General features: G+C 70.9%; 21 protein-coding genes and 2 pseudogenes. 12 read left to right on the plus strand and 11 right to left on the minus strand.

The genetic code is table 11. From position 1 onward, the window contains the following. Positions 1 to 3: 3 nt before the first annotated feature. Positions 4 to 1,310 (minus strand): IS3 family transposase gene (locus JSY14_RS10945; RefSeq protein ID WP_259559052.1). Its coding sequence is split into 2 segments (ribosomal slippage): positions 4 to 1,019 and positions 1,019 to 1,310, totalling 1,308 coding nucleotides; the frame shifts between segments, so codons are not numbered across the junction. Positions 1,311 to 1,409: 99 nt separating this feature from the next. Between JSY14_RS10945 and JSY14_RS10950 the strand changes: the two genes are divergently transcribed. Both JSY14_RS10950 and JSY14_RS10955 read left to right on the plus strand, forming a co-directional pair. Continuing rightward, positions 1,410 to 1,880: a GNAT family N-acetyltransferase gene (locus JSY14_RS10950; RefSeq protein WP_259559054.1), complete on the plus strand. Its 471-nt coding sequence runs from the start codon at positions 1,410 to 1,412 to the stop codon at positions 1,878 to 1,880. 328 nt (positions 1,881 to 2,208) lie between these two features. Beyond that, positions 2,209 to 2,447: pseudogene (locus JSY14_RS10955) on the plus strand (leucine zipper domain-containing protein); the annotation flags it as partial. An 8-nt stretch (positions 2,448 to 2,455) separates the two neighbouring features. On the opposite strand, the pseudogene JSY14_RS10960 reads toward JSY14_RS10955, so the two are convergent. The 3 genes and pseudogenes from JSY14_RS10960 to fdhA all read right to left on the minus strand — a co-directional run. Beyond that, positions 2,456 to 2,677: pseudogene (locus tag JSY14_RS10960) on the minus strand (transposase); the annotation flags it as partial. Positions 2,678 to 2,742: 65 nt separating this feature from the next. Then, positions 2,743 to 3,147 carry a GlcG/HbpS family heme-binding protein gene (locus JSY14_RS10965; protein ID WP_259559055.1) on the minus strand — a complete coding sequence of 135 codons (405 nt, stop codon included), beginning with the start codon at positions 3,145 to 3,147 and terminating at the stop codon, positions 2,743 to 2,745. Between the two features lie 16 nt (positions 3,148 to 3,163). Then, positions 3,164 to 4,384, minus strand: coding sequence for a formaldehyde dehydrogenase, glutathione-independent (gene fdhA, locus JSY14_RS10970; RefSeq protein WP_259559056.1), 1,221 nt, complete (start codon positions 4,382 to 4,384; stop codon positions 3,164 to 3,166). Between the two features lie 137 nt (positions 4,385 to 4,521). Here fdhA and JSY14_RS10975 point away from each other — a divergent pair, with 137 nt between their 5' ends. The 5 genes from JSY14_RS10975 to ettA all read left to right on the plus strand — a co-directional run bounded on the left by JSY14_RS10975 (position 4,522) and on the right by ettA (position 10,647). Beyond that, the gene (locus JSY14_RS10975) at positions 4,522 to 5,772 is read left to right on the plus strand and encodes a helix-turn-helix transcriptional regulator (RefSeq protein ID WP_259559057.1); all 1,251 of its coding nucleotides are present in this window, start codon (positions 4,522 to 4,524) and stop codon (positions 5,770 to 5,772) included. Positions 5,773 to 5,888: 116 nt separating this feature from the next. Then, the gene (locus tag JSY14_RS10980; protein ID WP_259559058.1) at positions 5,889 to 6,695 is read left to right on the plus strand and encodes a PucR family transcriptional regulator; all 807 of its coding nucleotides are present in this window, start codon (positions 5,889 to 5,891) and stop codon (positions 6,693 to 6,695) included. 389 nt (positions 6,696 to 7,084) lie between these two features. After that, entirely contained in the window at positions 7,085 to 8,128 is a 1,044-nt protein-coding gene (locus JSY14_RS10985) for a YlbL family protein (RefSeq protein WP_259559059.1), read from the plus strand. Positions 8,129 to 8,135: 7 nt separating this feature from the next. Next, positions 8,136 to 8,813, plus strand: a complete 678-nt coding sequence (locus tag JSY14_RS10990) for an HAD family hydrolase (protein ID WP_259559060.1) — start codon at positions 8,136 to 8,138, stop codon at positions 8,811 to 8,813. 151 nt (positions 8,814 to 8,964) lie between these two features. Beyond that, on the plus strand, positions 8,965 to 10,647 hold the full coding sequence (gene ettA, locus JSY14_RS10995) for an energy-dependent translational throttle protein EttA (protein ID WP_259559062.1): 1,683 nt from the start codon (positions 8,965 to 8,967) through the stop codon (positions 10,645 to 10,647). A 99-nt stretch (positions 10,648 to 10,746) separates the two neighbouring features. On the opposite strand, the gene JSY14_RS11000 is transcribed toward ettA, so the two are convergent. The 4 genes from JSY14_RS11000 to JSY14_RS11015 all read right to left on the minus strand — a co-directional run bounded on the left by JSY14_RS11000 (position 10,747) and on the right by JSY14_RS11015 (position 14,007). Next, on the minus strand, positions 10,747 to 11,406 hold the full coding sequence (locus JSY14_RS11000) for a quinone oxidoreductase family protein (protein ID WP_259559063.1): 660 nt from the start codon (positions 11,404 to 11,406) through the stop codon (positions 10,747 to 10,749). Positions 11,407 to 11,412: 6 nt separating this feature from the next. Further along, the gene (locus JSY14_RS11005) at positions 11,413 to 11,754 is read right to left on the minus strand and encodes an alcohol dehydrogenase catalytic domain-containing protein (protein ID WP_259559064.1); all 342 of its coding nucleotides are present in this window, start codon (positions 11,752 to 11,754) and stop codon (positions 11,413 to 11,415) included. 103 nt (positions 11,755 to 11,857) lie between these two features. After that, positions 11,858 to 12,844 (minus strand): amidohydrolase family protein, encoded by a 987-nt coding sequence (locus tag JSY14_RS11010; RefSeq protein WP_259559066.1) that lies wholly within the window; start codon positions 12,842 to 12,844, stop codon positions 11,858 to 11,860. Between the two features lie 20 nt (positions 12,845 to 12,864). Continuing rightward, positions 12,865 to 14,007: an MFS transporter gene (locus JSY14_RS11015; RefSeq protein WP_259559067.1), complete on the minus strand. Its 1,143-nt coding sequence runs from the start codon at positions 14,005 to 14,007 to the stop codon at positions 12,865 to 12,867. A gap of 321 nt (positions 14,008 to 14,328) precedes the next feature. Here JSY14_RS11015 and JSY14_RS11020 point away from each other — a divergent pair, with 321 nt between their 5' ends. The 4 genes from JSY14_RS11020 (at position 14,329) to JSY14_RS11035 (ending at position 19,264) form a co-directional block, all read left to right on the plus strand. Next, a complete protein-coding gene (locus JSY14_RS11020) occupies positions 14,329 to 15,105 on the plus strand; it encodes a winged helix-turn-helix transcriptional regulator (protein WP_259559069.1) in 777 nt (258 codons plus the stop codon). Beyond that, on the plus strand, positions 15,060 to 15,224 hold the full coding sequence (locus JSY14_RS11025; protein WP_490715678.1) for a hypothetical protein: 165 nt from the start codon (positions 15,060 to 15,062) through the stop codon (positions 15,222 to 15,224). Before JSY14_RS11020 ends, JSY14_RS11025 begins: the two co-directional genes overlap by 46 nt. Positions 15,225 to 15,341: 117 nt before the next feature. Further along, positions 15,342 to 17,900, plus strand: a complete 2,559-nt coding sequence (gene glgP / locus JSY14_RS11030) for an alpha-glucan family phosphorylase (protein ID WP_259559073.1) — start codon at positions 15,342 to 15,344, stop codon at positions 17,898 to 17,900. Further along, complete coding sequence (locus JSY14_RS11035) at positions 17,897 to 19,264, plus strand: extracellular solute-binding protein (protein WP_259559075.1); 1,368 nt, start codon at positions 17,897 to 17,899, stop codon at positions 19,262 to 19,264. Before glgP ends, JSY14_RS11035 begins: the two co-directional genes overlap by 4 nt. A 27-nt stretch (positions 19,265 to 19,291) precedes the next feature. Here the strand turns inward: JSY14_RS11035 and JSY14_RS11040 are convergent, their stop codons facing one another. Together JSY14_RS11040 and JSY14_RS11045 are read right to left on the minus strand one after the other, a co-directional pair. Continuing rightward, complete coding sequence (locus tag JSY14_RS11040) at positions 19,292 to 19,837, minus strand: acyl-CoA thioesterase (protein WP_349773611.1); 546 nt, start codon at positions 19,835 to 19,837, stop codon at positions 19,292 to 19,294. An 11-nt stretch (positions 19,838 to 19,848) separates the two neighbouring features. Continuing rightward, on the minus strand, positions 19,849 to 20,199 hold the full coding sequence (locus JSY14_RS11045; RefSeq protein WP_259559076.1) for an acyl-CoA thioesterase: 351 nt from the start codon (positions 20,197 to 20,199) through the stop codon (positions 19,849 to 19,851). 77 nt (positions 20,200 to 20,276) lie between these two features. Between JSY14_RS11045 and JSY14_RS11050 the strand changes: the two genes are divergently transcribed. Further along, a complete protein-coding gene (locus JSY14_RS11050) occupies positions 20,277 to 20,762 on the plus strand; it encodes an acyl-CoA thioesterase (protein ID WP_259559077.1) in 486 nt (161 codons plus the stop codon). Positions 20,763 to 20,777: 15 nt separating this feature from the next. Here JSY14_RS11050 and JSY14_RS11055 read toward each other — a convergent pair whose 3' ends face one another. Next, the gene (locus JSY14_RS11055) at positions 20,778 to 21,245 is read right to left on the minus strand and encodes a globin (protein WP_259559078.1); all 468 of its coding nucleotides are present in this window, start codon (positions 21,243 to 21,245) and stop codon (positions 20,778 to 20,780) included.

Here is a 21,245-nt window from a genome sequence, read left to right on the forward strand (position 1 = left end):
CGGTTAGTTGGTTCCGGCCTCGATGAGGGCGCGGTTGTCAGGGTAGTGGGTGGCCCAGTAGGTGGCCTCGTACTCGGCGGGCGGGACGTGGCCGAGCTCGCCGTGCAGGCGCCGGTGGTTGTACCAGTCGACGTACTCAGCGACGGCGATCTCGACGTCGCTGATGGACTTCCAGCCGCCCTGACGCATGACCGGGTTGCGCACGCACTCGGCCTTGAACAGCGAGTTCAGCGCCTCCGCCATCGCGTTGTCATACGAATCGCCGCGGGACCCCACCGAGGCGACAGCCTCGGCCTCGGCGAGCCGCTCGGTGTAGCGAACCGCGCGGTATTGCACGCCCCTGTCGGAGTGGTGGACCAGACCGGTGACGTCCTGCCCGGCGCGGCGCCTGGCCCACAGACCCATGTCCAGGGCGTCCAGGGCCAGGTCGGTGCGCAGCGAGGTCGAGACTTGCCAGCCGACGATCATCCGGGAGAAGACGTCCAGGACGAACGCGGCGTAGACCCACCCGGAGTAGGTGCGGATGTAGGTCAGATCCGCCACCCACAGCTGGTTCGGTGCCTCGGCGACGAACCGCCGCTCGACCAAGTCGGCCGGCCGTGGCGTCTCGGCGCCCTCGCTCAGGGTGGTGCGGCGGGTCTTCTCCCGCGCGATCCCGCGCAACCCGTGAGCGCGCATGAGCCGCTCAACGGTGCACCGGGCCACGGCGATGCCCTTGCGGACCAGCTCGGCGTGGACCTTCCGAGCCCCGTAGACGCCCAGGTTGTCGGTGTGCACGGTCTTGATCTCCTCGATCAGCTCAGCGTCCCGCACGGCGCGCGCCGACGGGAGACGGTTCTTCGCGGCGTAGTAGGTGCTCGGGGCGATCTGCACGCCGGCGTCCTTGAGCACGGCGCAGATCGGCTCGACCCCGAGCCGGCGACCCTCAACGACCCGATCGCGGTGGGTGTCGATGTACTCGACCACCACCTCGGTCGGCACTTCGCGGGCTACTTGATCTTGCGGTCGAGCTCCGCGGCCGCGAAAAAAGCCGCGGACGTCTTCAGGATCTCGTTCGCCCGCCGCAGCTCGCGGACCTCGCGCTCGAGCTGGGCGATCCGCGTCGCGTCATCCGTCGTCGTGCCGGGCCGGACCCCACCATCGATCTCGGCCTGGCGGACCCAGGTCCGCAACGCCTCGGGATGAATCCCAAGCTGATCGGCGATCCGCGTGATCGCTCCCGTGGCCGTCGCAGGGTCCTTCCGCGCGTCCATCGCCATCCGCGTCGCGCGGTCCCTCAACTCCTCGCTGTACTTCCGCGGTGCTGCCATGACTCTCATCCTTCCGTGGAATGAGAGCCTCCATCAGACCCGGCGATTCAGTCAGCCAACAACCTCGACCCGAACGGAACCACCATGCCCTCAGACCTCATGACCCTGCACCTCACCGGTGCCACCCCTCAGTCACCCTCCGTCGAGCTCGTCCCGCTGGACACGAACCGCACCCAGGAACTCGCCAAGGCCTACTTCAACGCCTACCCGCCTGGCATCGCCTGCAACACCATCGAAGAAGCCGTTCAGGAGATCCGCGAGACCTTCGCCGGTGAGTACGGCAGCCTTCGTCACGACGCGTCGGCCATGGCCACCCATCAGGGCCGTGTCGTGGGCGCCGTCTTCGTTGTCGAACGGTCCATCTGGGATGCCGAACTCGACGGGCCGTTCGTCATCGACCTGTTCGTCGATCCGGTCGCCCAGGGCGCGGGGCTTGGTCGAGCCCTGGTCCAGCACGCAATCAGCCAGTGCACTGAAACCGGTGATGAACAGCTGTCGTTGAGAGTAGGGGAGGGCACCTCGCCCGCAGCTCACGCCCTTTACGCAGACCTGGGCTTCGTCAGCAGGTAGAACGCCGCCACGGTCCATGCCGGCAGCACCGGCGGTGGCAAAGTTCTCACCGGCATGGACCGCGCCGGACCGAAGATTCGAACAGCCGTCAGGCGCGGGCCCCCGGCGGACCCCCGGGCTGAAATCGACAGCATCCGTGCAGCTCTCGGCAGGCGTGGAACCGCCTCCATACGGGGCCAATCCACGGCAGGGAGGCTTTCGCAATGAGAAGGTCTGATGTCCAGGGACGTTGTTTCGGCGACACGGCCGTGAACAGCTGAGAGGTGAGGGCCTCCGGTTGTGAAGTGGAGCTGTTGAGTTCAACCGCTTCACGTACCAGGAGGCCCTCGTGTCCCACGCTAACGCTGCCCTGACCCCGCGCGCTCGACTCCGCCTGGCGCGCCTGATCGTCGAGGACGGCTGGTCGCCGCAGGTCGCGGCGAAGATGTTCATGGTCTCTCCCGCGTCACGGCCCGAAAATGGGCGGCTCGGCTGAGGCTGGAGGGCCCCGCCGGGATGACCGATCGTTCGAGTCGGCCGCGATCGACGCCGACGAAGACGCCACTGCCCGTGGTCAAGCGGATCGTGAAGCCGGCTCATCCCAATCGGGGGTGTAGGAGTTGGGGTCTGAAGCCGCCGGTCTCGAGCAGGCTTCGGGCGATGTAGTTGGTCAGGTTGCGGAACCCGAGTGCGGAGCCGCGCAGGTGTTCGAGCCGTCCGTTGAGCGCCTCGGTCGGCCCGTTGCTGGTGCCGGGTCGTTCGAAGTAGGCGAGCACGTCGGCGGCTCGCTTCTTCAGGGTCCGGCCCAGGGTGGTGACGCCGACCACGCCCGCGCGCGCTGAGGGGCCGCCTCGGCGGGACGACCCCTCGCGTGCGCGGGCGGTCAGAGCGCGGCGGCGCCGGCCTCCGCGACCGTCTGGTCCTGCTCCCCCGAGCCGCCGCTCACGCCGACGGCACCCACGACGGCGCCGTCGCGGCGGAGCGGCACGCCGCCCGCGAAGATCGCGACCCCGCGGCCGTGCGCGTTCGTAGTGTGGATGCCGAAGAACTGCTGCGTGGGCTGCGCGTTGTCGCCCAGGTCCTTCGTCGAGATGTCGAACGCCCGCGACGTCCAGGCCTTGCTGATCGAGATCTCGATGCTGCCGATCCACGCGCCGTCCTGACGCACGTGCGAGACGAGGTTGCCGCCGGCGTCGACGACCGCGATGTTCATGGGCTGGCCGATCTCGTCCGCGCGCTTCTCGGCGGCGGCGATGACGCGGCGGGCGTCCTCGAGGGTGACGGACATATGGTTCTCCTTCTTATCAGGCGGCCTTGATGTAGCCGTTGGGGTCGAGCACGTACTTCTTGGCCGCGCCCTGATCGAACTCCGCGTAGCCGCGGGGCGCGTCCTCGAGCGAGATCACCGTGGCGTTCACGGCCTTCGCGATCTGCACCTTGTCGTGCAGGATCGCCTGCATCAGCTTGCGGTTGTAGCGCATCACGGGGCACTGCCCGGTCGTGAAGGACAGGGACTTGGCCCAGCCGAGCCCGAACCGGAGGGACAGCGAGCCGTGCTGCGCCGCCTCGTCGATCCCGCCCGGGTCGGCCGTGACGTAGAGCCCCGGGATGCCGATCGCGCCGCCTGCCGCCGTGAGGTCCATGAGCGAGTTGAGGACCGCCGCGGGCGCCTCGTGCGACGCGTCCGCGCCGTGGCCGCGTGCCTCGAAGCCGACGGCGTCGACGCCGGCGTCCACCTCGGGCACCCCCAGGATCTGCTCGATCTGGTCCTTCGGATCGCCCTGCGACACGTCGACGGTCTCGCAGCCGATCGCCCTCGCGGCGGCCAGGCGGTCGGGGTTCAGGTCGCCGACGATCACGACCGCGGCGCCGAGGAGCTGCGCCCCCACAGCCGCGGCGATGCCGACCGGTCCCGCGCCCGCGATGTACACGGTCGACCCCGGCCCGACGCCGGCCGTGTACGCGCCGTGGAAGCCGGTCGGGAAGATGTCCGACAGCATCGTCAGGTCGAGGATCTTCTCGAGCGCCTGGTCGCGGTCCGGGAACTTCAGCAGGTTCCAGTCGGCGTACGGGACGAGCACGTACTCGGCCTGCCCACCCACCCAGCCGCCCATGTCGACGTACCCGTACGCCGAGCCGGGGCGATCCGGATTCACGTTCAGGCAGATGCCGGTCTTGCCCTCCTTGCAGTTGCGGCAGCGCCCGCAGGCGATGTTGAACGGCACCGACACGATGTCGCCGACCTTGATGAACTCGACGTCGGGGCCGACCTCGACGACCTCGCCCGTGATCTCGTGGCCGAGCACCAGCCCGGCCGGGGCGGTCGTGCGGCCGCGCACCATGTGCTGGTCCGAGCCGCAGATGTTGGTGCTCACCGTGCGCAGGATCGCGCCGTGCGGCACCTTGCGGCCCACGTTCGCGGGGTGGACCCCCGGCCCGTCCTTCAGCTCGAACTCCGGGTAGGGGGTGTCGACGACCTCCACCTCTCCCGGACCCTTGTAGACAACCGCTCTGTTCCCAGGCATCTTCGCCCTCCGATCTGTGTGCGGATGGTTGCATGACGAGCCTCTCCGGCCCGCCCAGGGGACACGATCACCCTGACGGGCGGTTTCCCCTACCCGAACGGGTAGGTCTAGGCTCGTGCCCCGAGGAGGGGATGCGGGTGGAGACGCTTCGTGAGCTGTCCGAGGTGATCCACGGGCCCATCGGGGAGCTGCCGGCGGCGCTGTCCCGCCTGCTCGCGCCCGGCGCCGGCCACCGGGCGCTGACGATCCTCGCCGCGGATGTCGACGGCGGGCATCGACGCGGCGCCGGAGAGTCGTCCGTCCTCGATCAGGTCCCGTATCTCGATCTCGTCGAGATGCGCCGCCGTATGTCGCCCGGCACGGTCCGGCGCGACACGATCGTTGCGGAGGGCGCTGCCGAGGAGGTGCTGCTCGCCCTGTCGCGCAACGGCGCGCTGCTGGCGCTCGCCGGCCCCACCTGCGACGCGGAGGGCGAGCGGGCGGTGCTCGACCTCTGGAACATCGTGAGCCTTCGGGTGCAGCGGTTCGCGGACACCGCTCCGCCGAGCTGGCTGCGCCTGGCCCGGATGTCGGCGGGAGAGCGGATGGAGGCTCTCACCGAGCTCGCGGACGAGTATTCGACCACTCTCGAGACCGTGCTCGCGGCGCTGCGATCGCGGGCGCTCGACGACGCCGCGGCGCGCACGACCGCGACCGGCATCGCGGCGGCGGGGCTCGTCCACCTGCGCACGGTGAGCGACCGTGTCCGGACGGTCGGGGAGGAGCCCGTCACGACGGCGTTCGAGCGGCTGCGCGACGATCTGCGTCCGCTCGTGCGCTACCGCGAGATCGACATGCAGTTCGTCGAGCCGCCGCTCGACGGGCGTCCTCTCCCCGGCGAGGTCGCGCACGGGGCGCGGGCGGTGGTGCGCGGGACGATCCTGGCCATGCTCGACGACCCCGAGGTGGGGCGGGTGCGCGTGCAGTGGGACTGCGACGGCAGGAACCTCCTGATCGGCATGCGCGACGACGGCGAGGGAGGACTGTCCCGCGAATCGATCCAGTACCAGCTGGTCGAGGACCGCATCCAGGCGCTGCGCGGGCGCATCGCGCTGGACGCGACGCCCAGGTGGGGGACCCACCTGTCCATCGTCATCCCGCTGGATCCGCCGCACGCATCGGCCGGACTCTCTGCGGATTGGGCGCTCGGGGCGCGCGAACAGGAGATCCTGGTGCGGGTCGCATCTGGCCTGCGCAACCGGGAGATCGCGGCGGAGCTGACCATCAGCGAGAACACCGTCAAGTTCCACCTGGCCAATGTGTACCGCAAGCTCGGCGTCTCGAGCCGCGCAGAGGCGACCGCCCTCTACTTCGCGCAGGCCCGCCAGGACGAGCCCGCGGCCCGCTGAACCGTCCGGCGCGGGTCCCTCAGGCGGCGATCATCCGGCCCAGGCGCTGCGCGTAGGCCGTGAGGCGGTCGCCGAGCTCGGGGAACGCCTCGGGAGGCATGCGGAAGCTGGGAGCGGTGGCCATCGCGGACATGCAACCGGCCACGGGCGACCCCGTACGGTTCCTCCACGAAACAGAGTCGGGAGTCCTCGCATCCCTGTTGAGCGGGCGCGGGCGACCGGAACGGTTCGAGCAGGTCACCCGATACCCACTCGACCGCATCCATGTAGCGGCCATCGCATTCAGCAAACGGCGAGAGCCCAGCAAGCTTGAGGCGGCGACCATGGAGGCTCTCGAAAGCATGGGATGCGATCAAATATTCAAGGTGATGATCGCACCAAACGTGCTCTGGGCGTGGGGCAGCGTACGCACTGCTGACGATCTCCACCTGGAGCCGCCGACTCAGTGCAACGCATGGACGCTGGCCGTCGGCCTCCCGGGGAGGGGAACAGCCGGGTTTATCGCCAGTCATGACGAGGCACGAGCTTTGCAACGAGTCTCCATGATGGCAGGGTGGCGGAACCTCGGCCGAATCCTTCCCTATGACCGATATGGGGCTGTTGCAGAGCTCGCCGCCCGGCCCGAGCGTCTGGAACGATTCCTGGAGGTTCAGCTCGGCGGTCTCCTCGGTGCCGGTCGGCGCGAGACCGACCTGCGCAGCACGATGCTGGAGTACCTCAATGTCAATCGCAGCCAACACGCAGCTGCACGTCGGCTTCACGTTTCGAAGAACACCGTGAGTTACCGGCTCCGGCGCGCAGAAGAGATCCTCGGCCGAGACCTTGGCACGGATCTCAGTCCACTTCATACCGCATTGCTTGCGACGGACATCCTCGGTGCGAGCCGTCCCACAGAGATGGACATGCCGCACACGAGCAAGTAGTCACGCCCACCAGGCCACCGCCTACCGGGCCGTGTTCCGGTGGGCGAACCGCTACAACACTCACTGGCGGCACTCCGCGATCGGCAACATCAGCCCGAACGCCTACGAAGCCGCACGCTCCGCTACGCTCGCGGAAGCGGCATAACCGAACCGACACCGTGTCCACGATCAAGGGCCAAGGCCCCGGCGTTTGCGCAGGTCAGCGGCTCGTTCGCCCAGTGGGCGCATCAAGCGATAGACGCAAAGCCGACGTGATTAGGTCGTCGGTTCAATTCCGACAGGCGGCTCCGGCGAACCGTTCATACGCGGCAGGGCTCTGCCTCTCCGCCGCCTTGCAATGGATTTAGCAACACGTCCTAGGGCAGACCCTGGTGCGGCACAATGACCCGGTGACGATCCGACCCCGCACCGCGCTCGCCTCGCTCTCGGCGATGGGTGTCCTCCTGCTGGGAGGGATGCTGATGCCGGTGCCGTACGCCGTGGAGAGCCCCGGCCCTGCCGTGGATGTGCTCGGGGAGTTCGACGGCAAGGACATCGTCTCCGTCGAGGACGAGCGCACCTACCCGGTCACCGGCAGCCTCATGCTCACCACCGTCTCCGTGAACGGCGGCCCCGGGTACCCGGTGAACGGCGTCGAGGTGCTGCGCGCCTGGGTGGACCCGACCCGGAAGGTGCTGCCCCGGGAGGCCGTGTTCCCCGAGGGCCAGACCAAGGACCAGACCGCCCTCATCAACAGCGTCGACATGTCCACCTCCCAGCAGACCGCCGTCGCCGTGGCCCTGCGGGAGCTCGGGCGGGAGGTTCCTGCCGTCGTCGTGGTCGCGGGCGTGGAGGAGGGTGCCCCCGCCGAAGGGGTCCTGAGACCCGGTGACCAGGTGCTCGCGATCAACGGCACCGCCTCCACCGAGGTCCAGGCTCTGCGCGATGCCTCCGCCGGCACCCCGGAGGGGCGACCCGTCGAGGTGCGGGTGCGCCGTGACGGCACCGAGACCACCGTGCGGGTGCCGACCCGGATGGTGGACGGCACCCCCCGGATGGGCGTCGTCCTCGCCCCCGGGTACGACCTGCCGGTGGACGTGCGCATCGCCGTCGGAGACATCGGCGGCCCCAGCGCCGGCACCATCTTCGCCCTCGGGGTGTACGACGAACTCACTCCTGGGCCCCTCACCGGTGGACGCGAGATCGCCGGGACCGGCACCATCGACGACGCCGGGAAGGTCGGCGCCATCGGCGGGATCCGCCAGAAGATGATCGGTGCCCGGGAGGAGGGCGCCGAGTTCTTCCTCGCCCCCGCCGCGAACTGCGATGAGGTCCTCGGCCACGTGCCCGACGGCCTCACCGTGGTGCGGGTGCAGACCTTCGACGAGGCCCTCGGGGCCGTGACCGAGATCGGCCGCAGCGGGAGCGCTGCGGGCCTGCCGACCTGCCAGTGAGGAGATCATGAGCCGAGCCCACCGCCGCAGCACACCCCGCCTGCCCACCGTCGTCTTCGACTTCGGAGGGGTCCTCTCCGGCGGCCTCGATCCGGTGCCCGATCTGCAGGAGCTGCTGGGCGGGGAACCGGAGGAGCTGCGCCGGGCCCTGTGGGCCCCGCGACGTGATTACGACGGCGGTCGCCTGGACCGCACCGAGTACTGGAGGAGGGTCGCCGCCGGCGTCGGCGTCACCACTCTCACCGAGGAGCAGGCGCAGGACCTGCAGGAGGCCGACAACCGCTACTTCCTGCGCCTGGACCCGGCCGCCCGCGCCCTCGTCCACGACCTCGCCCGCAACCGGGTGCGTCTGGCCCTGTTGTCGAACACCTCGGCGGCCTTCGGGCAGGCGGTGCGACGCGCCGACTGGTTCGAGGCCTTCAGCCTCGCTGTGATCTCCGGGGAGGAGGGTGTGCAGAAACCCGACCGGGAGATCTACGAGATCCTGCTGGAGACCCTCGCCCATCACACCGGCGGAGTGTCCCGTCCCCGTGAGGTGATCTACTTCGACGACGTCGAGGGGAACGTCGAGGCAGCACGGGAGCTGGGAATCGACGCCCACCTGTGGCCGACGAACGATGGCTCCGGTCGTGGCGCTGCGCAGGCCCGCGAGATCCTCACCGACCGCGGTGTGCCGCTGGAGTGACCTGATCCCCGCCGATCGCCACCCGGTACTCTGACGGGTGGTGCGCGGGCGCGCCGACTGCGGCGAGCGCCCCACCCGGACCGCCCCGTCCGTCCTGGACACCGGTCCCCTCGAACCCACCCGAACCACCCACGCGAGCAGGGAGAGCAGCTTGGCAGAGTTCATCTACACGATGTACAAGGCCCGTAAGGCCGTCGGTGACAAGGTCATCCTCGATGACGTCACCATGAGCTTCTACCCGGGGGCGAAGATCGGCATGGTCGGCCCCAACGGTGCGGGCAAGTCGACCATCCTCAAGATCATGGCGGGCCTGGACCAGCCCTCCAACGGTGAGGCGCGACTGTCGCCCGGGTACAGCGTCGGCATCCTGCTGCAGGAGCCGCCGCTGGATGAGTCCAAGACGGTGTTGGAGAACGTCCAGGAGGGCATGGGCGACCTGTACCGCAAGGTGCAGCGCTTCAACCAGATCGGCGAGGAGATGGCGGACCCCGACGCCGACTTCGACGCGCTGATGGAGGAGATGGGCAAGCTCCAGACCGACATCGACGCCGCCAACGGCTGGGATCTCGACTCCCAGCTGGAGCAGGCCATGGATGCGCTGCGCTGCCCGCCCGGTGACGAGCCCGTCACTCACCTCTCCGGGGGTGAGCGCCGCCGCGTGGCGCTGTGCAAGCTGCTGCTGGAGAAGCCGGACCTGCTGCTGCTGGACGAGCCCACCAACCACCTCGATGCCGAGAGCGTGCTGTGGCTGGAGAAGCACCTGCAGCAGTACGAGGGCGCCGTCATCGCCGTGACCCACGACCGCTACTTTCTGGACCACGTGGCGCAGTGGATCGCCGAGGTCGACCGCGGCCACCTGTACCCGTACGAGGGCAACTACTCCACCTACCTGGAGACGAAGGAGAAGCGCCTCGAGATCCAGGGCAAGAAGGACGCGAAGCTCGCCAAGCGCCTCAAGGAGGAGCTGGAGTGGGTGCGCTCCAACGCGAAGGGCCGTCAGGCGAAGTCGAAGGCCCGTCTGGCCCGCTACGAGGAGATGGCCAAGGAGGCCGAGTCGATCCGGAAGCTCGACTTCGAGGAGATCACCATCCCGCCGGGCCCGCGCCTGGGCAACGTGGTGATCGACGCGAAGAACATCCGCAAGGGCTTCGGCGACCGCGTTCTCATCGACGGCCTGTCCTTCTCCCTGCCGCCGAACGGCATCGTCGGGGTCATCGGTCCGAACGGCGTGGGCAAGTCGACGCTGTTCAAGACGATCGTCGGCCTGGAGCCGCTGGATGCGGGCGAGCTGAAGATCGGTGAGACCGTGAAGATCAGCTACGTCGACCAGGGGCGCGAGAACATCGACCCGGAGAAGACGCTGTGGGAGGTCGTCTCCGACGGCCTGGACTTCATCCAGGTGGGCAAGGTGGAGATCCCCTCCCGTGCGTACGTCTCGCAGTTCGGCTTCAAGGGCCCCGATCAGCAGAAGAAGGCCGGGGTGCTCTCCGGTGGTGAGCGCAACCGCCTGAACCTGGCGCTGACCCTCAAGGAGGGCGGCAACGTGCTGCTGCTGGACGAGCCGACGAACGACCTGGACGTCCAGACCCTCGGGTCCCTGGAGAACGCGCTGCTGGAGTTCCCCGGCTGCGCCGTGGTCGTCTCGCACGACCGCTGGTTCCTGGACCGTGTGGCCACCCACATCCTCGCCTACGAGGGCACCGAGGAGGATCCGGCCCGCTGGTACTGGTTCGAGGGCAACTTCGAGGCCTACGAGAAGAACAAGGTGGAGCGCCTCGGAGAGGACGCCGCCCGTCCCCACCGCGTCACCCACCGTCGTCTCACCCGCGACTGACCCCGGCGGGCGCGCCCCGCACACCGGTCGCCTCCGTCACACGACAGGGCGCCCGCATCACCGAGGGATCTCGAGCGATGCGGGCGCCCTGTCGCATGCTCAGGGGACGACGACGAACCGGTCCCGCGCCCGGCCCTCCAGCAGGCGGCGGTAGGCGTCGGCGACCTGCTCCAGGCCGATCACGCGGCGGCCGCGCACGGTCCGGGCGCCGGCCGCGATCAACCGCTCGACCACGGGTGCGGCGAGGGCCAGCTCCTCCACCCCCAGGGCCGACATGGCGAAACCGCGCAGGGTGAGGTTGCGCGGATAGAAGTCCGCCAGCGGCAGCTGCGCACTGCCGCCGAGGCCCGCTGTGAGGAGCACTGTGCCCTCGGGCCGGGCGCACGCGAGGGCCCGCTCGAGGCCGAGGTGCCCGGAGGTGTCCCACACGATGTCCGCCCCGTCGGGCAGCGCGGCCTGCAGGCGGGCGGGAAGATCAGCGGCCCGCGAGTCCACCACCTCCTCGGCCCCGAGGGCCCGGACCGCGTCGGTGTCGTCGTCCCGGGCTGTCGCCACCACGCGCGCCCCGGCCTGGACGGCGAGCTGCACGGCGGCGCTGCCGACACCGCCCGCGGCGGATCCCACCAGGACGGTGTCCCCGGCGCGGACGGGGGCCCGCTGGGTGAGGCCGACCGCTGCGGTGGCCCCGGTGTGCAGGACCGCGGCCGCAGCGACCGGGTCGGCGTCGCGCGGCAGGTGGTACAGGCGCTCCGCCGGCACCACCGCTTACTCGGCGAACACGCCGGCACGCCCGTCATATCCCAGGGAGTTCGTCCACACCATCTCCCCGGGGGTGAAGGGGACAGCCTCCCCATCGACGGTGACGACCTCACCGACCGCGTCACGGCCGATCACGAAGGGGAACGGTGTGCGGGTGGGGTAGGCGCCGGTCACCACCAGCACGTCGACATGGTCGATGGCCGCCGCCCGCACACGGATGAGGACCTCTCCGGGGCCGCACCGGGGCACAGGGAGGTGGGTGGTGTGGATCGCGTCGATGCGGCCGACCTCGTCGATGACGGCGGCGCGCATCCCGGGGGTGGGGGAATCGGACAGGGGGGATGCCATCGGGCCTCCGGGCGTGGGAGTGGGGATGATGCTGGGCCCCGGTGCGTCCCGGGGCCCCAGCATCATCCCGCGGCCTCAGGTCGTCGCCGTCGGTCCGTCCACGTCAGTCGACCGGCGGCAGACCGTACAGACGGCGGGCGGTCCCCGCGAGGATGTCCTCGATCTCCGCCGCCTCCAGGGAGGAGGTGCGGACGTTCTCGTGGGCCCGCACGTACTTCTCCCGGCGGAAGTACGGCATGTCGGAGCCTGCCATCACCCGGCCGCGACCGAAGGTCTCCACCGCCAGTCGCAGCGACGGTTCATGGAAGTTCGCCGCGTCGAGCCACATCCGCGTCAGGGCCTCGAGCGGCGACTGCGCGAAGGACCCCCAATCCTCGTAGTTGTCCTCCAGCCGGCGGGCCAGGAACGGCAGGTCGCCTCCCAGATGCGCGACGTGGAACCGGATCGCCGGGAACCGCGCCGGGACGTCGGCGCGCAGCAGGTGCAGCACCGCGGTGGCATCCTCGACCGGGGCGCCGTTGACCCAGGTGTGCCCGTGATCGGACAGCAGCGGAGACTGCAGCCCGCCGCCGGTGGCCTGCACGTAGACCACCGTGGCCGCCGCATCCAGCGCCTGCCACACCGGGTCCAGCCGGGGATCGTCGAGGGTCACCCCGCCGGCCAGGACCGCCGGCAGGGCGATGCCCACCATCCCGGGCAGGGTCAGCACCCGCTCGAGCTCCGCGAGGGACTGGTCGATGTGGGGCAGCGGCAGCGCCCCGTAGGCGAGGAAGCGGCCGGGGTGGGCGGTGACGAGCCCGGCATAGCAGTCGTTGATCCACTGTGCTGCCCGGAGGGACGCCTCCGGGTCGGTCCCGGCGGGCGACTGCGGCACCACCGACAGCACCTGGGCGGCGACACCGGCGCGGTCCATCCATTCCAGGCGTTCGCGCAGATCGTCCTCGGTGATGTCGGCGTCGATGTCGCGGGCGATGCGCGTGGTCTCCGGGTCGACGCCCATCGCCTCGAGCCGGTCGAGGTACTCGGCCGGATACACGTGGGCGTGGGTGTCGATCGCCCCGGCACCGGGGGTGGGAAGGTCACGGGTCATGATGGCTCCTGGGGGTGTCGTCAGGCGGCGTTCTGCGCCATGATCGCGCGCTCGGTCGCTGCATCACCACGGGCGGCGAGGGCGAGCACCAGTGAGACGCCCGCGAGGATCACACCGAGCCCCGCGATGAGGGCGAGCGCCGCGGCGCTGGGATGGGAGGCCCCGGCCGCACGCACCGCCAGGGCGGTGGTGATCGCCGTGACCATCGAACTGGAGATCGCCGATCCGATCGCCCGCATCAGGGCGTTCACCCCGTTGGCGGACCCCATCTCCCGCACCGGGGCGTAGCGCGCCACCAGCATCGGCAGGGCGGCGTACCCGATGCCGGCGCCGATGCCGATCACCGTCGTCCAGATGATCGCGGCCACCGCGTTCGGAGTGACCAGCAGACGCAGCAGGTACCCCATGCCGATCACCACGGCGCCGATGGCGAGCACCGAGCGCGGGCCCATGCGGTGGGCCAGGGAGCTCGACAGTGCGGCGACCCCGAACATGGCCGCGGCGTTGGGCAGCATGGCGAGCCCGGCGGCGCCGGCGCTCCACCCGAAGCCGCCGTCCACCACGGGGTTCTGCAGAGTGAGGGTGGTCAGCAGCAGGTTCGTGAACATCAGCACGCCCATGACGATCGAGGCGAGGTTCGTCATCAGCAGCGGTCGCGAGGCCGAGGTGCGGATGTCCACCAGAGGCGATTCCACGCGCAGGTCGAACACCACCCAGGCGACGCCGACGACGAGACCCACCGCCAGGCAGCCGATCGTCGCGAGGCTGCCCCAGCCCCAGGTGTTGCCCCGGGACACGGCCAGCAGCAGTGCGCTCAGCGCGATCGTCATGAGGATGGCACCGGTCAGGTCGAAACCACCGCGGTCATCGGGCACGGACGGCGGGAAGGTCAGAGCGATCAGCACGATCGCCGCGATGGACAGCACCGCCATGCGGCGCTTGCCCACCAGGTCGGAGAGTCGGCCGATCACCGGAGTGGCGATCGCTCCGGTGAGCAGCGTCGCCGTCACCAACCAGCCGATGGCGGTGGGTCCGGCACCCAGCAGCACACCGAACCGCGGCACCGCGGGCACCACGAGGGTCTGCTGCAGGGCCACCACCAGGCAGCTGAAGGCACCGACGGCGGTGATGGCGCGGGTCGCACCGCGCGTCCCCGGGGGCACGGCAGGGGGCGTGGGTGCACTGCCCCCGTGCGGGGGCTCCACCGCGGCAGTGGACGCAGCGGTGGTCTCGACGGCGGCGGAGGATGCCGCGGCGGAGGATGCAGGGGCGGAGGACGCGGGGCAGCGCGCATCGAGATCCTGTCTTTCGTGGGGGAGGGGGTGGACAGCGGGATCCATGACAGCAACCCCGTGATCGTCCTCGCGCCTGTATGCACAGATCCGTCAGATGGTGCACGCTGGTGGCACGAATCCCGGCATGCTCGGGGCAGATGGTGCCTGAATGCGGCACCATCGCCGTGTCCCGAGCAGTGAGGAGCCCCCATGCCCCGGCGCGGACCCCTGCGCATCCACCTCGACCCCGTGGACCGGGCCGTGCTGCTCGCCCTCGACGCCGATCCCGGTATCAGCGTCACCGACCTCGGTGCCCAGGTCGGGGTGAGCGCCCGGACCGCCGCCCGCCGACTGGAGCGTCTGCGGGCCGCCGATGTGGTCCAGGTCCGGGGCCGGACCCTGCCGACCTTCGAGGGCACCCTCGCGCACCTGGTGCGGGTCCACGGCCGCCCCGCCGTCCTCGCCCGGATGGCCTCCGCCGTCGCCTCCCGGCCCTCCTCCCGGTGGGTGCGCCTGTCCGAGGACCGCACGGAGCTCATGTGCGGCCTGGTCTCCGTGGAGGGGCCCGACCCGGCCCTCGAACAACTCGTCGACCACGACGAGGTGCGCGAGGTGCACGTCGCCTCCCTGCTGCAGGTCTGGCCGCGCGCCGGGACGGTGGTGGACCGCCCGTCCCGGGACCTCGATGACCGCGACCGCGCCCTCCTGACGCTGCTGAGCACCGACGGCCGCCTGCCGACCAGCACCCTCGCCCTGCGGCTCGGGATGGACTCCTCCACGGTCTCGCGGCGCCGCCGTCGACTGATCGAGGACGGCATCCTCTACCTGGAGGCCGATCTGCACCCCGCGGCCCTCGACGCCCTGGGCGACGCCATGGTGTGGCTGAGCATCCCCCGGGGCGGATCACCGCAGCGGGGAAGGCCCTGCGGGCCCATCCGGCGGTGCGGTTCGCCGCCGCCACCTCCGGCCCGACCTCCGTGGTCGTGAACGTGTGCCTGCCCGATCGTTCCGACGTCGTGGCCTTCCTGGATGAGGAGGTCGCCCGCGTCGGCGCCACCGCCGTGGAGGTGGTCATGATGGGGCGGATCCTCAAGCGCATGGGGTGAGCAGCGGGCGTCCACGCCCCGGACGGCGGATCGTGGGCGCCGAGCGTGGTTCAGCGCACGTCGACGCGGGACCTCCGGAACTGCATCGGATCCGCCTCCTCCAGTAGCCTCGCAGGCATGAAGCCGATCAGCACGATCACGGTTGCGTCCGACCTGCCCGAGGAGCTCGCCCCGCTGCGCGAGCTCGCCCTGAACCTCCGCTGGACCTGGCGCCGCCAGGCCGTCGACCTGTTCCGCATGATCGACGAGCGGGCCTTCCAGCGCAGCGGCGAGGACCCCATCGCCATGCTGCCGCTGGTGCCCGCGCATCGCCTCGCCGAACTCGCCCGCGACGAGTCCTTCCTCGCCCGTATGCGGCACGAGGCCGGGGAGCTGCACACCTACATGGGCGCCACCCGCTGGTTCCAGCGGACCGTCGGCGACCAGGGCCCCGCCACCCCGTCGGTGGCGTACTTCTCCATGGAGTTCGGCATCACCCCCACGCTGCCGATCTACTCCGGCGGTCTCGGCATCCTCGCCGGCGACCACCTCAAGGCTGCCTCCGACCTCGGGGTGCCGCTGGTCGCGATCGGCCTGCTGTACCAGTGGGGCTACTTCTCGCAGAGCCTCGACCGTGACGGCTGGCAGCAGGAGAACTACAAGCTCAACGACCCCTCGAAGCTCGCCGTGGAACGGGTGCTCGGCACCGACGGCCAGCCGCTGCAGGTGTCGGTGACCCTGCCCGGCAGCCGCGAGGTCGCCATCGCCCTGTGGAAGGCGCAGGTCGGCCGGGTGCCGCTGCTGCTGCTGGACACCAACCTCGAGGCCAACGACGAGGACGCCCGCGCCATCACCGACCGTCTCTACGGCGGGGACCACGAGCACCGCATCGTCCAGGAGATCGTGCTGGGCATCGGCGGCGTCCGCGCGGTCGACGCCTTCTGCGAGGCCAGTGGATTCCCCACCCCGCAGGTGTTCCACATGAACGAGGGCCACGCCGGCTTCTCCGGGTTGGAGCGCATCGGCCGCCTCATGCGCGAGGGCGCCAGCTTCGACGAGGCCCTCGGGGAGACCCGCGCCGGCACCGTGTTCACCACCCACACCCCGGTGCCCGCCGGCATCGACCGGTTCGACGCCGCCCAGCTGCGCCGGTACCTCGACGCCGATGCCGCCGGAATCTCCCGCCTGGTGGAGGGCCTGCCGGTGGAGGCCGCCCTCTCCCTGGGCACCGAGGCCGGCGGTCAGGTGTTCAACATGGCGCATATGGGCTTCCGCCTGGCGCAGCGCGCCAACGGTGTCTCCCAGCTCCACGGCGCCGTCTCCCGCGAGATGTTCCAGGACCTGTACCCCGGGTTCGACGTGCCGGAGGTGCCCATCACCTCCGTCACCAACGGTGTGCACCGGCGCACCTGGACCTCCCGCGCGATGGACGATCTGTACAAGAAGGCCCTCGGGGACGTCGACATCTCCTCGATGGGCGACTGGAGCGCCCTGGGCACCCTCACCGACCACGATCTCCTCGACGTGCGCGCCACCCTGCGCAGGGATCTCGTGGAGATGGCCCGCCGCCGCGTGCGGGAGTCGTGGCTGGTGCGCGGCGCCGACCCGGCGGAGCTCGGCTGGACCGACAGCATCCTCGACCCCGAGGTGCTGACCATCGGTTTCGCCCGCCGCGTCTCCACCTACAAGCGCCTGACCCTGATGCTGCAGGACCCCGAGCGTCTGCGCCGCATCCTGCTGAACCCCGACCGGCCCGTGCAGTTCGTCATCGCCGGCAAGGCCCACCCCGCGGACCGCCCCGGCAAGGAGTTCATGCAGCAGATGGTGCGGTTCGCCGACGAGGCGGGGGTGCGTCACCGCATCGCCTTCCTCCCGGACTACGACATCTCCATGGCCTCGGTGCTGGTGGCCGGGTCCGACGTGTGGTTGAACAACCCGGTGCGCCCGGAGGAGGCCTCCGGCACCTCCGGCATGAAGGCGGTCCTCAACGGCGGCCTGACCTTCTCCATCTCCGACGGCTGGTGGGACGAGATGGCCACCGATGACGCCGGCTGGACCATCCCCACCGCCGATCGGGAGGACCGAGCCGAGCGCAACCGCATCGAGGCCGAGGCCCTCTACGACATCCTCGAGCACCGCATCGCGCCGCTGTTCTACGACCGCGACGCCCAGGGTGTGCCCGTCGGATGGCTGCAGAAGATCCGCGCCTCCCTGGTGGAGATCGCCCCGCGCATCACCTCCTCCCGGATGGTGCGGGACTACGTCACCGAGCTGTACGCCCCCGCGGCACGCGCCGCCGCCGCGTTCGGTGAGGACCCGCAGCTGCGCCGCCGCTTCAGCGACTGGAAGGCCACCGTCGCCGACGCCTGGCCGCAGGTGCGGATCCACGACGTCCGGCTCGACGGCGCCCGCGGGGACGTGGTCCCGGCCGGGGCCGAGGTCACCCTCTCCGCCCTGGTGGAGCTCGGCCCGCTGAGCGCGCAGGACGTGCAGGTCGAGGCGATCGTCGGCACCCCCGATAGCGACGGTGAGCTGCAGGATGTCGAGCTGCTGCCCATGCGGCAGGAGGCCGACGGCCGCTGGGCCACCCGCGCGGTGCTCGGTGCCACCGGCCCCGCCGGGTACACGATCCGCGTGGTCCCGCAGCATCCCGCCCTGGCCGACCGCGCCGAACTGGGACTGGTCGCCACCGCGTGACCAGCGACCTCAGTCGCCGACGCCTCCTCGCGGCCCTCGCCGCGGGGGGCGTCGGCGCGCTCGCGGCCTGCTCCGACAGCGGTGACCCCACCCCGACGAGCGCCACCGACGTCCCCGCCGACACCCTCGTGCTGCGGGTCTGGAGCAGACCCCTGGGTGAGGCGATCACCCGAGCGGCCCCCGAGTTCACCCGCGCCAGCGGCTGGAAGCTTCAGGTCGAGGTGCGGGACTGGGAGGACTACTGGACGAGCCTCCCTCTGGACATCGCCGGGGGGACGTCCGCCGACGTGTTCCTCATGAACGCCGCGAACCTCGCCCAGTTCCAGGTCAGCGACGGCCTGCTCGACCTGAGTCGTGAGGATCTGCCCGGGGATGAGGCCTGGGAGCCACAGGTCGTCGACCTCTACCGCCGCGATGACCGCCTGTGGGGGGTGCCGATGCTGTGGGACGTGACCGTCCTGCTGGCCAACCGCAGTCTGGTCGAGGGCGCCGGGGTGGATCCCGCAGCACTGTCCTTCGACCCCGCCGCGGAGGATGACCCCCTGCGCGCCGCCACCCGTGCGCTGACCGCCGACCAGAACGGCACCCACCCCGGGGGATCCGGTTTCGACCCCGCCGGCCTCACCTCCGTCGGCTTCGGGGCGGTGCCCGACCGCGCCGGAGTGCTGGGCCCCTTCATCGCTGGCAACGGCGGAACCTGGCAGGACGAGGCCGAGCGCTTCACCTTCGCCTCTCCGGAGGGCACCGCCGCTGTCCAGTACCTGGTGGACATGGCGAACACCTGGCATGTCGCCCCGCCCGGTGCCGACTCGGCCGCGTCGCCGACCCTCGCCCGGGAATGGTTCACCCGCGGTCGCCTGGCGCTGTTCCAGACCGGGACGTACGACCTGCGGGTCGTCGCCGACGCCATCGGGGACACCCTCCCGTGGAGCGTGCACCCGGTGGTGCCGGGCCCCGCCGGCCGCCGCCCCCTGGTGCACGGCATCGCGGCGTGCGCGCCCCGGGCCCTGGCCGAGGAGCAGGACGCAGAGGACGGGACCCGCCCCCGCAAGGACGGGGCCGTGGCGCTGCTGGCATGGCTGGGATCGGCGCCGCTGCAGCGGACCCTCGCCGAGGCGCACCTCGGGATCCCCGCGCACCGTGACGCCCGCTCCGCCTTCACCGAGGCCTGGACGGCCCGCGGAGTGGATGTCGCCGCCGCTCTGGAACCGACCCCGCAGGTCGCGCGCCCCGAGACCGGAGTGCGCTCCGCCGACGGGACCTCCGCTGCGCTGCCTCACATCCGGGAGGCCTTCGCGGGGACCGCGCCCGTGCCCGAGGCCCTGACCGAGGCGCAGCAGGCCGCGAACGACGCCACCGCCTGAGACCCACGACGTCCGCCACGGGTGGCGTCAGGGGCGTCCGGTGCGGATCATCCCCTCCTGGGTGATGGTCGCGACCAGGTGCCCGTCACGGGTCCACAGGTGCCCGGTGGTCAGACCGCGTCCGCCCGCCGCCGACGGGCTCACCTGCTCCAACAGCAGCCAGTCGTTCAGGTCCACGTGGCGATGCCACCACAGGGCGTGGTTGATGGTGGCCATCCGCAGACCCGGCGTCACCCACGCCAGTCCGTGCCGACGCAGGATCGGCTCGAAGGGCGTGAAATCACTGGCGAAGGCGAGGATCGCGTCATGCACCGCCGCGCTCGCCTCCAGGGGGGCGACAGCCCGCATCCACACCAGCTGCCGATCGGCACCGGCCGGATCAGGACGCAGGTAGATCGGGTCGGTGACGTGGCGGATGTCGATCGGGCGCTGCGTGGACCAGTAGCGGGCGATCGGGTGGTCCACGTCCCTCAGCACCTCAGCGGTGGTGGGCAGCTGCTCGGGGTCCGGGGCCTCGGGGGCGGTGCCCTCATGCTCCAGTCCGGGCTGCAGCTCCTGGAACGAGGAGGTCATCGCGAAGATCGTCACGTCCCCTGCCGGGCCAGCACCCGCCGCACGGAGAAGGATCCGCCGTCGCGCAGGCTCTCGACCTCGAAACGGATCGGCATCCCCGGGCGGCCCGGAGCGAGGAAGTACGCGTACATCGAGTGGATGGTGCGGCCGTCGGGGACGGTGCGGGAGGCGGCGACCACGGCCTGACCCATCACCTGGCCGCCGAACACGTGCCCGTCGGGGGCGGCGGCGGTGTCACCCTCATACGCCGCGACGGTGGTGCCGGGGTTCAGGGACTGCGCGGCCTCCGCCGTGCGCAGATCCAGCAGGGACAGCAGGGCGGCGGAGACGGCATGGGGCGTGGGGTCGGGGGAGACGGCCATACCGCCATCGTAGGGGCGCCGACTCTCCCGCACGCCGCCGGCCCCCACCTCACGGTCATCCCTGCGACAATCACCCCATGGCGCATCTCGATCTGCATGTGGACGTCCGCTGGTCCGACCTCGACGCGTACGGGCATGTCAACAACGCCGCGACCCTGTCGCTGCTGGAGGAGGCACGCATCGCGGCGTTCTGGACCCCGCCGGAGGACCAGCAGGGCGAGGGGGTGGACGTGCCGCCGACGGCCCTGGCGGGATTCGGCACCACCGACTCGCCGGTGATCACCCTGGTGGCCTCCCAGCGCCTGGAGTACCTTCGGCCGATCGAGCACCGCCGGGACGGCGTGGTGGTGCGGCTGTGGCTGTCGCGGCTGGGTGGGGCCAGCTTCGACGTGGACTACCTCATCCTGCAGCGCGACGATGCCGAGGCCGCTGCCCCGTACGTGAAGGCCCGGACCACCGTGGTGATCGTGGATCGTGAGACGCAGCGTCCGGTGCGACTGGGTGACGAGGCGCGTGCCGCGGTCGCGGAGTACGAGGGGGAGCCGCTCAGCTTCCGCGGCTGAACCCGGGCCCGGCGCTCAGGCCATGCGGCCGGGCAGCTGCGCGCCCGGCATCGGGGCCTCGCCACCGTCGACGGTGTTCACCAGCGAATGCGCGGCTCGCTCCAGGTAGTCCCACAGCGTGCCCTCGAGCAGCGGCGGCAGGTCCAGCGACTCGACCGCCGCGCGCATGTGCCGCAGCCAGGCGTCGCGGGCGGCGGGGGAGACGGGGAACGGGGCGTGGCGCATCCGCAATCGCGGGTGGCCGCGCTGCTCACCGTACGTCTTCGGGCCGCCCCAGTACTGCTCCAGGAACATCCGCAGGCGGTCCTTCGCCGGTTGGAGGTCCTCCTCCGGGTACATCGGCCGCAGCAGCGGATCCGCGGCCACACCGGCATAGAAGGCGTCGACCAGGCGCACGAAGGTGTCGTGGCCCCCGACGGCCTCGTAGAACGTCTGCTGGGGCCCGGCCGTCCCGGGGCCCTCGGGGTGCAGGGGAATCGTCAT

It is taken from the genome of Brachybacterium sillae (genome assembly GCF_025028335.1).
Classification (GTDB): domain Bacteria; phylum Actinomycetota; class Actinomycetes; order Actinomycetales; family Dermabacteraceae; genus Brachybacterium; species Brachybacterium sillae.

Bases quoted from the DNA above. Each gene is read 5' to 3' on its own strand.
- JSY14_RS11010 (WP_259559066.1), bottom strand. From the start codon at position 12,844: ATGACCCGTGACCTTCCCACCCCCGGTGCCGGGGCGATCGACACCCAC.
- glgP (WP_259559073.1), top strand. From the start codon at position 15,342: ATGAAGCCGATCAGCACGATCACGGTTGCGTCCGACCTGCCCGAGGAG.
- JSY14_RS11005 (WP_259559064.1), bottom strand. From the start codon at position 11,754: ATGGCATCCCCCCTGTCCGATTCCCCCACCCCCGGGATGCGCGCCGCC.
- JSY14_RS11040 (WP_349773611.1), bottom strand. From the start codon at position 19,837: ATGACCTCCTCGTTCCAGGAGCTGCAGCCCGGACTGGAGCATGAGGGC.
- JSY14_RS11045 (WP_259559076.1), bottom strand. From the start codon at position 20,199: ATGGCCGTCTCCCCCGACCCCACGCCCCATGCCGTCTCCGCCGCCCTG.
- fdhA (WP_259559056.1), bottom strand. From the start codon at position 4,384: ATGCCTGGGAACAGAGCGGTTGTCTACAAGGGTCCGGGAGAGGTGGAG.
- JSY14_RS11055 (WP_259559078.1), bottom strand. From the start codon at position 21,245: ATGACGATTCCCCTGCACCCCGAGGGCCCCGGGACGGCCGGGCCCCAG.
- JSY14_RS11050 (WP_259559077.1), top strand. From the start codon at position 20,277: ATGGCGCATCTCGATCTGCATGTGGACGTCCGCTGGTCCGACCTCGAC.
- JSY14_RS10965 (WP_259559055.1), bottom strand. From the start codon at position 3,147: ATGTCCGTCACCCTCGAGGACGCCCGCCGCGTCATCGCCGCCGCCGAG.
- JSY14_RS10990 (WP_259559060.1), top strand. From the start codon at position 8,136: ATGAGCCGAGCCCACCGCCGCAGCACACCCCGCCTGCCCACCGTCGTC.
- JSY14_RS10950 (WP_259559054.1), top strand. From the start codon at position 1,410: ATGACCCTGCACCTCACCGGTGCCACCCCTCAGTCACCCTCCGTCGAG.
- JSY14_RS11020 (WP_259559069.1), top strand. From the start codon at position 14,329: ATGCCCCGGCGCGGACCCCTGCGCATCCACCTCGACCCCGTGGACCGG.